The sequence below is a fragment of the Streptomyces sp. NRRL S-340 genome (assembly GCF_000720185.1).
Taxonomy (GTDB): domain Bacteria; phylum Actinomycetota; class Actinomycetes; order Streptomycetales; family Streptomycetaceae; genus Streptomyces.
Genome location: NZ_JOIY01000020.1, coordinates 170252 through 181982, shown reverse-complemented (window position 1 = coordinate 181982; position 11731 = coordinate 170252). Strand labels below are relative to the sequence as shown.

Genomic DNA, 11731 nt, shown 5'->3' with positions numbered 1-11731 from the left:
CCCGGTTACATTCCGAACCCGGAAGCTAAGCCTTACAGCGCCGATGGTACTGCAGGGGGGACCCTGTGGGAGAGTAGGACACCGCCGAACAATCATTCAGGAAAGGCCCACACCTAAACGGTGTGGGCCTTTTCTTTTGCCTGCATTACCGTAGCCCTCATGAGCAGCCCCGACAGCGTCGCGAAGCACGACGAGAAGTACCTGGTCCGCGCCATACGCGCCGACGAGTGGCCGGCCGTGAAGGCGCTGCGGCTGGAGGCCCTCCAGGATCCGGTCGCCCACCTGGCCTTCCTGGAGACGTATGCGGACGCCGCCGCCCGGCCCGACTCCTTCTGGCAGGACCGGGCGGCCGGCGCCGCCGAAGGAGCCACCGAAGTACGGCAGTTCATCGCCGAGGGCCCCGACGGCCAGTGGGTCGGGACCGTCACCCTGCTCATGGAAGAAGCCGGTACGACCGACTGGGCCGGATTCCCCATCGAGCAGCGGCAGGGGCATGTCGTCGGTGTGTACGTGCGGCCCGAGCACCGGGGGTGCGGGCTCACGGAGGTGCTGTTCGACGAGGCTCTGCGATGGGCTTGGGAGACCGGCGCGGAGCGGGTGCGGCTCATCGTCCACGAGGACAACGGCCGGGCCCAGCGCTTCTACCGCCGGGTCGGTTTCCTGCCGAGTGGCCGGACCGTGCCCCTCGCCTCCGCCCCCGGGGCGGACGAACTGGAGTATGTCCTCGCACGTCCTTGACGGCGGGGTCAGGCCGGGAGGTCGTCGTGCGGCCAGCGGGCGCGGGCCTGCTCCCGGGAACGGAGCAGCGCCAGCGTCGGCAGGCCGCGGTCCGCTCCCCCGGCCAGCAGCTCGGGGAGCTGGGGCAGCGGGGCCACGGCCGCCACGTCCTCGAGGACGAGGGTGAGTGGTGGGTCGAGCCGACCGGAGGATGACCGTTCGGCCATGCGCCGGCCGCGCTCGACCACGCTTGCGGCGAGTGCCGTCAGGAGGGGCATAGCGCCCGGGTGGGTGCGGGGATCCTCGATGGATTCCCCCACCACGTAAAGCGTTCCCCCTTCATCCACGAAGGAATCCAAGGCGACCGCATCATTTCGGTGAGGAGTGCAGGCCTCCCGGATGTTGACCGTGAAGAGGGAGGCCAGCGCGCGGGCCGTCAGTTCCTGCGCGATGTCCCGGCGTTCGGGATGCGCGGTGAGGGCGGCCTCCAGTTCGCCCGCGGAGCCCGGCGCCGCCTTGGGGTTGGTCCGCAGGGTCCGTACGGCCTCCTGGAGCTGGGTGCCCTGCGACCAGCGGTGGACGTGCCGGATCGTGCGGCCGTCGATCGCCGCGGCGTGCAGGTAGCTGCGCAGGAGCGTCTGCGCGGTGTCGCTCACCGCCTGGTCGATCTTGGCGGCGGGGCGGACGGGGGCGAGCAGGGCGGCGGCTCGTGCCACCGCCGTGTCCTTGTCCGCGCAGCCCGCGACGGGGGACCAGTGCAGCCGGGCCGGTGTGTCGCACAGGTGCCCGGGATCGTAGAGGTGGACGGGGCCCAGCTTCGACCTGGCGTCCTTGGTGTCCTGCCAGAGGGCGGGTTCGGAGGTGACGACGAGCACGGGGCCTGCGGCGTCGAGGACCGCCTGGGCGGCGGCCGTGCGGCGGCTCTCCCTGGGGGCGACGACGAGCGTGGGCCGCGGGCTGTCCGCGCCCGGCTCCTGAGGCCCCGCCAGGGCCGTGACGGGCCCTGGGGGCGACGCCAGGGCGGCCGGGGAGTCTGTCTCGGGCACATGCTGCGCCGGCTGCGACGGTGGCGTGGCGGCGGGCTGCGGCCACGCTGTCCCGGACGGCGTGCGCTGGCCGGGCACCTCGTGAGGGCCCGGGCCCTCCTGGGGCACGGGGCCTGCCGCCACGGCCGCGACCTCGTGGCCGGCGGGGGGCTGGGGGGAGGAGGGCACGTCGTGGCGGGGGGAGAGGGGTGCGGCCGGCGGGCCGGGGTGCGCGGCGCGGGCCGCCGCGGCCGCCTCCCGCCGCCTGGCCCGGCCCGCTCGCCACCTCGCCGTCGTACCCATGACGAACACGGTCAGCACGAACAGCACCATCAGCTGGCCGATGAACAGGCCCCAGAACAGCCCGTACCCGGAAAGGCGGCCCGGCTCGGTGGTGGGCCAGGCGCCCGGGATGTCGTGCGGTTCGGTGATGAGGTGACGCATCGCCAGGGGCGTACGGGTGAAGGTGACGCCGGACGGCCAGGAGCCGTGCGCGAACAGACCTGCCAGGCCGGTCGCCGTCCACACCAGCACGGTCATGCCGAGGAGGAAGGCGAGCAGGCCGATCAGCAGGCCGTCCGGGATGCCGCCCTGTCCCCGGGCCCTTCCCCGGTCGCGGTCGTCGGGTCTCACCGTGCCCGCCTCTCCTAGGCCACCGTCGACTCGGAGGAGCCGCCCAGGTCGGGGACGTGCTGTTCGACGAAGGCGGCCGCCCGCTGCTCCGCCTCGAGTTCGGCGGCGCGCAGGGCGTCGTCGGCGGCGAGGTGGTCGTGGGAGGACTCGGTCATCGCCCGGTCGGTGAAGACCAGGGGGCGTTCGGTCTCGGTGATGAGGTGTTTGACGACCTGGACGTTGCCGTTGACGTCCCACACGGCGATGCCCGGGGTGAGGGTGGGGATGATCTCCACCGCCCACCGGGGCAGGCCGAGCACACGTCCCGTCGCCCTGGCCTCGTCGGCCTTCTGGGCGTAGATCGTCCTGGTGGAGGCCATCTTCAGGATCGCGGCGGCCTCCTTCGCCGCCGCGCCGTCGACCACGTCCGACAGGTGGTGCACGACGGCGACGAAGGAGAGGCCGAGCCGACGCCCGAACTTCAGCAGCCGCTGGAACAACTGGGCGACGAACGGGCTGTTGATGATGTGCCAGGCCTCTTCGACCAGGAAGATGCGCTTCTTGCGGTCGGGGCGGATCCAGGTGTGCTCCAGCCACACGCCGACGATCGCCATGAGGATGGGCATGGCGATGGAGTTGCGGTCGATGTGGGACAGGTCGAAGACGATCAGCGGGGCGTCCAGGTCGATGCCCACGGTCGTCGGCCCGTCGAACATGCCGCGCAGGTCACCGTCGACCAGGCGGTCCAGGACCAGGGCGACGTCCAGGCCCCAGGCGCGGACGTCGTCTATGGCGACGTTCATCGCCTCGGCCGACTCCGGCTCGGGGTGGCGCAGTTGTTCCACGATGTCGGACAGGACCGGCTGGCGCTGGACGATCGTCTCGTTGACGTAGGCGTGCGCGACCTTGAGGGCGAAGCCGGAGCGCTCGTCCAGGCCGTGGCCCATGGCGACCTCGATGATGGTGCGCAGCAGGGCGAGCTGGCCGGTCGTCGTGATCGCCGGGTCCAGGGGGTTGAGGCGGATGCCGTGGTTGAGCGCGGCCGTCGGGTCGAGGCGGATGGGAGTTATCCCCAGCTCCTCGGCGATCAGGTTCCACTCGCCGACGCCGTCCTCGCCCTGGGCGTCCAGGACGACGACCTGGCGGTCGCGGAAGCGGAGCTGGCGCAGGACGTACGTCTTCTCCAGGGCCGACTTGCCGTTGCCCGACTCGCCGAGGACCAGCCAGTGCGGGGCGGGGAGCTGCTGGCCGTACAGCTGGAAGGGGTCGTAGATGTAGCCCTTCCCGGAGTACACCTCGCGGCCGATGATGACGCCCGAGTCGCCGAGGCCGGGCGCGGCCGTGGGCAGGTAGACCGCCTGGGCCTGGCCCGTGGAGGTGCGCACCGGGAGCCGGGTCGTCTCGACCTTCCCGAACAGGAAGGACGTGAAGGCGTCCGTGAGTGCGGTCAGCGGGTCCCGCATCAGAGCATCAGCCCCTACCGTCGGATTCCGGTGGCGAACGGGAGCGTGTTCACGAAGGCGCGGTGGTGCTCGCGGTCGCACCACTCCAGTTTCAGGTACGACTTTCCGGCGGAGGCGCGGATGGTGCGCTTGTCGCGGGCCAGGGCCTCGGGGGTGCGGGAGGAGACGGTGATGTAGCCGACGAGGTTGACACCGGCGGCGCCACTGGCGAGGTCCTCACCGCGCTGGTCGAGGCGGTGGTGGGCGTGGACGTCGCGGGGGTCCACGGTGCGGTTCATCTTGGCGGCGCGGCTGGCCTCGGCGACGTCGTTGGTCTTCTCGGTCAGCATGCGTTCGATGGCGACCTCGGTGGGTTCGAGGTCCATGGTGACGGCGACGGTGCGGATGACGTCCGGGGTGTGGACGAGGAGCGGGGCCAGGAAGTTGACGCCGACCGGGGTCATCGGCCACTCCTTGACCCAGGCCGTGGCGTGGCACCACGGTTCGCGGGTGGCGGACTCACGGGTCTTGGCCTGGAGGAACGTCGGCTCCATGGCGTCCAGCTCGGCCGGCCAGGCGTTGCGCTGGGTCATCGCCTGGATGTGGTCGATCGGGTGGTCCGGGTCGTACATGGAGTGGATCAGCGAGGCGAGCCGGCCCTGGCCGAGCGGCTGCCGTACGCGGATGTCGGCCTCCTGGAGGCGGGAGCAGATGTCGGTCAGCTCGCGGGCCATGACGACGGCGAGTCCGGCGTCCCGGTCGAGCTTGCGGCCGGACCGGGGGCGGGCGGCGCGCGCCATCGCATGCGCCTCGGCCGCCAGTTCGCGGGTGAAGTGCATGCAGGCGACGAGGTAGGCGCGGTGCTGCTCGCTGCTGGTGGACACCATGGACTGGAGCTGGTCGTAGGACTGCTGGAGCCACTGCGGTGCGCGGGTGTCCCCGCGCTGGGAGACGTCCTTGGCATGGGCGTCGGGGTCCGCGGGCAGCGTGCGGGCGAGCATCTGCAGGCGGGTGACGAAGCCGTCGCCGTTGGCCACGTGTTTGAGCAGGGTGCCGAACCGGTCGACCAGGGCCTCCTGGTCCTCCGAGTCGCGCAGCCCGACGCCGGGCCCCTCGATCTCGATGGCGGCGGTGACGGTCTTGCGGTCGGCGTGCAGCAGGACGGCGATCTCGTCCGGCCCGAACGGTGCGGCCAGCCAGGTGATCCGGCCGATGCCGGGCGGCGGCCCGATCTCGATCTCGCGGCCGTCGGCGCGGGTGCCGGCCTCCATGACGCCGGAACGGTAGACGGCGCCGCGCTTGACGGTGCGCTTGAAGCTGCGGTTGATCTCGAACCACTTGTAGAACGTCCGGTGCCGGTAGGGCACGTAGACGGCGGCCAGGGCCAGCAGCGGGAAGCCGGCCAGCAGGACGATGCGCAGGGACAGCACGGGGACGAGGAGCCCGCACATCATGCCGATGGCGGCGCCGGCGATGATCAGCGCGATCTCGCCGGTCTCGCGGTTGCGGCCGACGATGGCGTTCGGCCGGGCCCGGCCGATGAGATATGTACGGCGGGGCGTGACCGTGGGGGACACGTGGGACTCGGTCGTCAACGCCCTTCACCTCCCGTGCGGTTGGTACTGCTGTTGCGGGTGCTGCTGGCGTGGGGGGTGTTCACCGGGCTGGGTGCCCGGGGAGCGGGGGCGGCGGAGGGGACGGATCCGCCGCTGTCCGCGGCGCGCGAGCTGTGCGCGGCGACGCCTCCGGAGGCGGGGTTGGCGGGGCGGGGGGCGGAGGTGCCGCCGCCTGCCGCGCCGTTGCTGTCGGCTCGGGTGCTGTGGGTCTTGATGCCCTGGGCGACCAGGGTCGCCGGGGAGCTGATGACGGCCGCGGCCTTGCCCTCGGCGCCCTGCATGATGCGGTTGTTGCGGCCGGCGGCGATCTCGTCGCCGAAGCCGGGCACGAAGCGGTAGATCATGGCGCTGGCGAAGATCGCGAGCAGGATGATGGCGAGGCCGGAGACGACGGCGGCGAGCGCGTCGGGGCCGTCGTCCGAGGAGAGCGCGCTGGCGAGGCCGAGCACGATCACGATCACCGGCTTGACCAGGATCACGGAGATCATGATGCCCGCCCAGCGGCGGACGTGGCCCCACAGGTTCTTGTCGACCAGCCCGGAGTAGACGACGACGCCGAGCAGGGCGCCGACGTAGAGCAGGATCGCCCGGAGGAACAGCTCCAGGTAGAGCACGCCGGCGGCGAGGATCGAGACGAGCGACACCAGGATCAGCATGATCGGGCCGCCGCCGATGTCCGTGCCCTTGTCCAGCGCGCCGGCGAACGTGCCGAAGAAGGTGCCGGTCTGGTCGCCGGTGGCCTTGGCGAGGACGTCGCTGACGCTGTCGGTCGCGGAGACGACCGTGTAGAGGATCAGCGGGGTGAAGGCGGAGGCGAGCACCGTCAGCCACAGGAAGCCGACGGCCTCCGAGAGGGCGGTGGACAGCGGCACGCCGCGCACGGCCCGCTTGGCGACCGCCAGCAGCCACAGCAGGAGGGTGAGGATGGCGGAGGCGGCGAAGACGATGGCGTACTGCTGGAGGAACTTCTGGTTGGTGAAGTCGACCGTGGCGGTCTCCTGCACCGCCTTGCTGAGCTGCTTGACGGTCCAGGAGGCGGCGTCGGCACAGCCCTTGGCGAGGGAGGAGAGGGGGTCGAGGGTGGCGGTGGGGTCGGTGGAGATCCCGTTGGACTTCGACGAGCCGTTGCCCTGCTCGCAGTGTTCCCTGGCGGGTCCGGCGCTGATCAGACCGCAGACGGTGCTGCCCGACGACGGAGACGCCGACGGCGACGCGGGTGTGCGGGGCGCCGGCGGAGCGGCGAAGACGTTCGTGGCCAGCAGCACCAAGCCGGTCTGTGCAGCGGTGACGGCCGCCGCCACCTTCAGGAAGCGGTGGTTAGCGCGCATACGTGAAGCCTCCGTACTCCTCGACGGCCTTGGTCATGTCGTCGGCGGTGGAGGCCCGCTGGTCGCGCCCGACCGGGACGGGGCCGTCCTTCTGCTGGAAGTCGGTGATCTTCCAGTCGTTGTCGACCCAGGTGAGCTGGTAGGTGGTGGTGTACCAGCTCTCGCTCACGGGATTGGTCGACGCCTGTCCGGACAGGCCGAAGAGCGAGGTGTACCAGACCTCGACGCTCGCCCTGTCGCCGCTCAACGAGGTGATCTTGGTGCCCACCGGGACCACTCGGGAGACGAAGGTCTGGCCGGCGGGTGCGGCGCCGTTCTTGCCGAGGCCGATGCTGCTGAGGAACTTCGCGTTCGTGTACGCCTCGTCCAGGTCCGCCTGGCGGCGGGCCGCGACGTCGGGGGCGTAGACCGTGTTCACGATCCGGTGCCGTGTCTCGGTGGTGAACATCTCCGCGGAGCCCAGGGCGACCGAGTAGTTCGCCGCCGCGCTCTGTGCCCCCTGTTGGTCGTGGGCGAAGCCGGAGGGGAGGCCCGCGGTTCTGGTGGTCACGGGCTGTTTGCCGGTCGGGGCGGTGGCCGCCGCCTTCGCCCCGCCGGCCTTGCCGGGGGAGTCCGCGGCGGAGGAACCGCCGCCGCCGCGGTTCGCGAAGGCGATGGCGGCGATCAGGAGGACGACCACGGCGACCACCGCGACCAGGCCCCGTGAGGACGAGCGGGCGCCGCGCCGGGCGCCGCCGTAGGGGTCGGGGAGCCGGGTGCGGGTCTGCCCGCCGCCGTACGCGTCGGTGCCGGAGCGCGCCGGGTCGCCGTGTCCGTGCTCGTCTCCCAGACTCATGCCCGGTACGCCCCCTCGACGTTGACCTCGGCCTCGTGGCGGAACGCGTGGAAGTACGACGGTAGCCGTGCTGGTTCCCGCGTGGGCGCGGTGTGGTGACTCGACATCAGGGAAACGCAACCTCGGCCGGTGGGCACGGTGGACGGGTGGGGGCAGCGGGGGCACCGGCCGCGCCCCTGGGGGCGGGCCGGCGGCGGGGACGGGGCACCGTGCGCGGTGTGCGCGGGGGTGCGCCGGTCACACGGGTCGCACGGTCTACACCGCCATGCCGTACACGATGGTGAACAACGTGCCGAGGGAGCCGATGATGAAGACCCCGGTGAGGCCGGCGATGATCAGGCCCTTGCCCTGTTCCGCGCTGAAGGTGTCGCGCAGGGCGGTCGCGCCGATCCGCTGCTTGGCCGCGCCCCAGACGGCGATGCCGAGGCAGAGCAGGATGGCCACCGCCATCACGACCTCGATCATCACCTTCGCCTCGTTGCCCAGGCTGCCGAAGGGGCCCCAGTCCGGAGCGATCCCGCCGATGATGGTGTTGATGTCTCCCTTGTCGGCCGCAAAGAGCATGTAAGTCACCGCCCCTGGTGGGTAGTTCCACGACCCCCGCGGGCACGCGGAGGTCAGGCCTCATTGTCCCTGACAATGCCGCCCGCGGATGTCGACTTGGCGCCATTGGCTGGCGGGTTTCGTACGTATGGTTACTCTGTGTATCACAGCAGGTCACGCCGGGCAATGAGGTCGGACCGGAACCTGTGGTGCGGTTCCGTCGTTGTCACTTTTCGGCCCCGGTGCGGTTCCTGACGGCCAGTCGGGTGAGCGGCCGGTTCGATGGTCTCACGCCGCGCGGGGATTCCTCCTCCGCGGACGCGCGCGTGCGCGGAGGGGAGGGCGGTGGGCGGGCGGTGGGACAAGCCGGGCGATGCGGGGCACACTGTGCGGTGAACGGGGGTTTCACAGGAAAATCTCAGTGAAGTCGGGATCCCTTTCTCACCTTCTTGGGACACAGTGGCCTTGATGATGCGCATCCCAGGTACCCCGAGCCCCGCACGTCACGGACGCCCGCGTGCCCGCGCCCGGCACCAGGCGTTGTTCGTCGGCCTGATGCTGATCGCCGTGACCTCTGCCTCCGTGGCGGCCGCCGACGACGGCCCCGGCCCACTGGGGGTGACGGCTGTCGCCTCCGTGACCCCGCTGAGCGCGCGGGTCGGCGCGCTGTTCGGCGCCGACAAGGCGGACCGGCTCAGCGGCAATCACTTCTGCTCCGCGTCGGTCGTGCACAGCGCCCGGCGGAATCTCATCCTCACCGCGGCCCACTGCCTGGCCGACGACACGGACGTCGTCTTCGTGCCCGGCTACCGGGACGGCAAGGCCCCGTACGGGACGTGGACGGTCAAGAAGCGCTTCCTGCCCGACGGATGGTCCAGGAGCGAGGACGAGGACAGCGACCTGGCCTTCGCCGTGGTCGTCCCGCGGGACGGCGGCGACGGGAAGAACATCGAGGACGTCGTCGGCGGCAACCGCTTCGTGGCGGGGGCGGCGACGGGGGCGAGCGCCGTGACGGTCACCGGGTACCCCGACTCCCGGGAGCAGCCCATCAGCTGCACCAACAGGCCCAGCCCGCACAGCCGTACCCAGCAGCGCATCGATTGCCCCGAGTTCACCAGCGGCACCAGCGGCAGCCCGTGGGTCGACGGTGACCGGGAGGTCGTCGGGGTGCTCGGCGGCCACGAGATGGGCGGGTCCACGCCGGACACGTCGTACAGCGTCGCCTTCCGGGCCGAGGCCGCCGAGTTGTACGAGGACGCCGCCGCGGAGCCGTGAAGGCCGCGCCGCGGCCCGTGGCCGCTGGGGCGGCCCAGGTAGCGGGCGCGGGCAGGGGCGGCGGCCGCGCGGACGGTGGTCCGACGGGGGGAGGCCGTGGTCCGCGGAGGGGTCGTGGTCTGTTTTCGGCCTGATTCCGGCGCGTCCGATCATCCCTGGAGCGTGGGGTGCGACCCTAAACTGTCCGAGGTGGACTGCCGGGCGGCGAGGGGTGGTTGACGGTGCGCAGGGCATGGGTCGTGGGGATCGCCGCCGTCGGTTCCGGACTCGCCTTCGTGCTGCTGCTCGTCGTCGGCGTGTACCTGGTCGCCGGGAACCTGGCGGGCGGTGTCGGCAAGGGTGCCGTCGGGCTCGCCAAGGGCGCCGTGCCGGCCGCCTACAGCACGCTCGTGCAGAAGTGGGGCAACCTCTGCCCGGCGATCAACCCGGCGCTGCTGGCAGCCCAGTTGTACCAGGAGAGCGGCTTCAACCCGAACGCGCGCAGCGCGGCGGCGGCCGAGGGGATGGCGCAGTTCATCCCGGGCACCTGGGCCACCCACGGCGTCGACGGCAACGGCGACGGCAAGCGGGACGTCTGGGACCCGGACGACGCGATCCCGTCGGCCGCGTCCTACGACTGCGAACTCGCCGAGTACGTCCGCAGCGTGCCCGGTGACGCCACGCACAACATGCTCGCCGCCTACAACGCGGGCGCGGACGCCGTGATCAGGTACGGGGGCGTACCGCCGTACGCGGAGACGCAGAACTACGTGAAGACGATCACGACGCTGGCGCAGAGCTTCGCCGCGCCCGTCACCCGGCTCGATCCGTCCAAGCAGGCGGCCGGGGCCATCTCCTACGCGCAGAGCAAGCTCGGCACGCCCTATCTGTGGGGTGGTGAGGGCACCGCTGAGCAGGGCGGGCGGTTCGACTGCTCGGGGCTGACGCAGGCCGCGTACCGCAGCGTGGGGATCACCCTGCCGCGCGTCGCCAACGACCAGTACAACGCCGGGCCGCATCCGCAGCGGGACGAACTGCTCCCGGGCGACCTGGTGTTCTTCTCGCACGACCTCAGCGATTCGCGGGCCATCCACCACGTGGGCATCTACGTCGGCGGCGGCTACATGATCGACGCGCCGTACACCGGGGCCGTGATCCGGTTCGACCCGATCGACGGGTCGGACTACTTCGGCGCGACCCGGGTCACCGAAGATGGCGCGAAAGCGCTCCCCGCCCGGGCCTGAACTGAGCGTGAACCTGCCCCCTGAGCTGCGGTGATGAGTCTCTCTTCGGTAACGTCTGCGTGATCTTTCGGTGGAGTGTGGAACGTATGAAACGGGGCCGTGCGTTCCTGTTGACGTAGCCAAGCGGACGTCGGACGGAGCGCGCGTCGTGCACGCGTGCCGGCAGCGGAAGCGGACCTACGACCACGGGGGTGGCAGGAGCGGCGCACGCAGGGTGCGTCCGGAACGACACGACGAAGGGGCCGCAGCACGATGGCTGGACTCGCCGAATCCGGGTCGAACCCCGACGTCGACCTGCTCTACGACATCAACGGCCTGGCCAAGGCCGCGCCGCACTGGTTCGACCGGCTCATGGAGTTCGTCGGTGAGTACGGGCTGCTGCTCGCCATGGTGCTGCTGGTGGTGTGGTGCTGGTGGTCCGTGCGGCGGCGCGGCGGGGAGGACGCCGCCTCGTCCGTGGCCGCGCTGGTCTGGGCGCCGCTGGCGGCCGGTGTCGCGGTCCTGGTGAACGTGCCCATCCGGGGGTTCGTGGAGCGGCGCAGGCCCTTCCTGGACCACCAGGGCCTGGACGTCCTGGTGCCGGGCAAGACCGACTTCTCCTTCGTGAGCGACCACGCCACGCTCACCATGGCGGTGGCGGCCGCGCTGTTCGTGGCCGACCGGCGGTTCGGGCTCGCGGGGATCGGGCTGGCGCTGCTGGAGGGCTTCTGCCGGGTGTACATGGGGGTGCACTACCCGACCGACGTGGTCGGCGGGTTCGCGCTGGGCACGGCGGTCGCGCTGCTGCTGTCGCCGGTGGCGACGGCGCTGCTCACGCCCGTGCTCCGGGCGGTCGAGGGGACGCGCTGGGGCGGCTGGCTGGTCCGTGACCGGCGGGCCGCCGGGGTGAGCCGGGTGCTGTCGGGCGCGCGGGGCGAGGAGCGGGCCTCGGCCGAGGAGCGCGACCTGGCGGCCTGAGCGCGCCGCGGCCGCGGGACCGCCGGTCAGGGACGGGAGTCCGGGCACCGGTGGTCGCGGGCAGGGGCCCGAACGTGAGTCGGGGAACCGGTGTTGGGGAGCCCGGCGCCGGGGTCCGGGGCCGCCGGTGGTCGCGGGCAGGAGCCCGGCGCGGGAGG

At 71.8% G+C, this 11731-nt stretch carries 10 protein-coding genes and 1 rRNA gene; 5 read left to right on the top strand and 6 right to left on the bottom strand.

From position 1 onward, the window contains the following. Nucleotides 1–90 (top strand): 5S ribosomal RNA (gene rrf / locus IG64_RS37630); the annotation flags it as partial. 69 nt (nucleotides 91–159) lie between these two features. Continuing rightward, on the top strand, nucleotides 160–738 hold the full coding sequence (locus IG64_RS17875; protein WP_037857250.1) for a GNAT family N-acetyltransferase: 579 nt from the start codon (nucleotides 160–162) through the stop codon (nucleotides 736–738). An 8-nt stretch (nucleotides 739–746) separates the two neighbouring features. Here IG64_RS17875 and IG64_RS17870 read toward each other — a convergent pair whose 3' ends face one another. The 6 genes from IG64_RS17870 to IG64_RS17845 form a co-directional block, all read right to left on the bottom strand. Next, nucleotides 747–2375, bottom strand: a complete 1629-nt coding sequence (locus IG64_RS17870) for a type VI secretion protein (protein ID WP_037857247.1) — start codon at nucleotides 2373–2375, stop codon at nucleotides 747–749. A 14-nt stretch (nucleotides 2376–2389) separates the two neighbouring features. Beyond that, complete coding sequence (locus IG64_RS17865) at nucleotides 2390–3817, bottom strand: ATP-binding protein (RefSeq protein WP_037857245.1); 1428 nt, start codon at nucleotides 3815–3817, stop codon at nucleotides 2390–2392. 14 nt (nucleotides 3818–3831) lie between these two features. Beyond that, entirely contained in the window at nucleotides 3832–5391 is a 1560-nt protein-coding gene (locus tag IG64_RS17860; protein WP_037857242.1) for an SCO6880 family protein, read from the bottom strand. Next, nucleotides 5388–6740: a membrane protein gene (locus IG64_RS17855; RefSeq protein ID WP_037857239.1), complete on the bottom strand. Its 1353-nt coding sequence runs from the start codon at nucleotides 6738–6740 to the stop codon at nucleotides 5388–5390. The genes IG64_RS17860 and IG64_RS17855 overlap by 4 nt, the downstream gene beginning before the upstream one ends. Next, on the bottom strand, nucleotides 6730–7575 hold the full coding sequence (locus tag IG64_RS17850) for a hypothetical protein (RefSeq protein ID WP_037857305.1): 846 nt from the start codon (nucleotides 7573–7575) through the stop codon (nucleotides 6730–6732). The genes IG64_RS17855 and IG64_RS17850 overlap by 11 nt, the downstream gene beginning before the upstream one ends. A 255-nt stretch (nucleotides 7576–7830) precedes the next feature. Further along, entirely contained in the window at nucleotides 7831–8139 is a 309-nt protein-coding gene (locus tag IG64_RS17845) for a hypothetical protein (protein WP_014673544.1), read from the bottom strand. A 447-nt stretch (nucleotides 8140–8586) separates the two neighbouring features. Between IG64_RS17845 and IG64_RS17840 the strand changes: the two genes are divergently transcribed. From IG64_RS17840 to IG64_RS17830, 3 genes are all read left to right on the top strand, one after another. Further along, nucleotides 8587–9393, top strand: coding sequence for a trypsin-like peptidase domain-containing protein (locus IG64_RS17840; RefSeq protein WP_037857234.1), 807 nt, complete (start codon nucleotides 8587–8589; stop codon nucleotides 9391–9393). 215 nt (nucleotides 9394–9608) lie between these two features. Beyond that, entirely contained in the window at nucleotides 9609–10616 is a 1008-nt protein-coding gene (locus IG64_RS17835) for a C40 family peptidase (protein WP_199811610.1), read from the top strand. A 252-nt stretch (nucleotides 10617–10868) separates the two neighbouring features. After that, nucleotides 10869–11573, top strand: a complete 705-nt coding sequence (locus tag IG64_RS17830) for a phosphatase PAP2 family protein (RefSeq protein WP_037857227.1) — start codon at nucleotides 10869–10871, stop codon at nucleotides 11571–11573. The last annotated feature ends 158 nt before the right edge of the window (nucleotides 11574–11731 follow it).

What these genes read in the sequence shown, in the direction of transcription:
- IG64_RS17830 (WP_037857227.1), top strand. Translation starts at nt 10,869, where the DNA reads ATGGCTGGACTCGCCGAATCCGGGTCGAACCCCGACGTCGACCTGCTC.
- IG64_RS17875 (WP_037857250.1), top strand. Translation starts at nt 160, where the DNA reads ATGAGCAGCCCCGACAGCGTCGCGAAGCACGACGAGAAGTACCTGGTC.
- IG64_RS17845 (WP_014673544.1), bottom strand. Translation starts at nt 8,139, where the DNA reads ATGCTCTTTGCGGCCGACAAGGGAGACATCAACACCATCATCGGCGGG.
- IG64_RS17850 (WP_037857305.1), bottom strand. Translation starts at nt 7,575, where the DNA reads ATGAGTCTGGGAGACGAGCACGGACACGGCGACCCGGCGCGCTCCGGC.
- IG64_RS17855 (WP_037857239.1), bottom strand. Translation starts at nt 6,740, where the DNA reads ATGCGCGCTAACCACCGCTTCCTGAAGGTGGCGGCGGCCGTCACCGCT.
- IG64_RS17840 (WP_037857234.1), top strand. Translation starts at nt 8,587, where the DNA reads ATGATGCGCATCCCAGGTACCCCGAGCCCCGCACGTCACGGACGCCCG.
- IG64_RS17865 (WP_037857245.1), bottom strand. Translation starts at nt 3,817, where the DNA reads ATGCGGGACCCGCTGACCGCACTCACGGACGCCTTCACGTCCTTCCTG.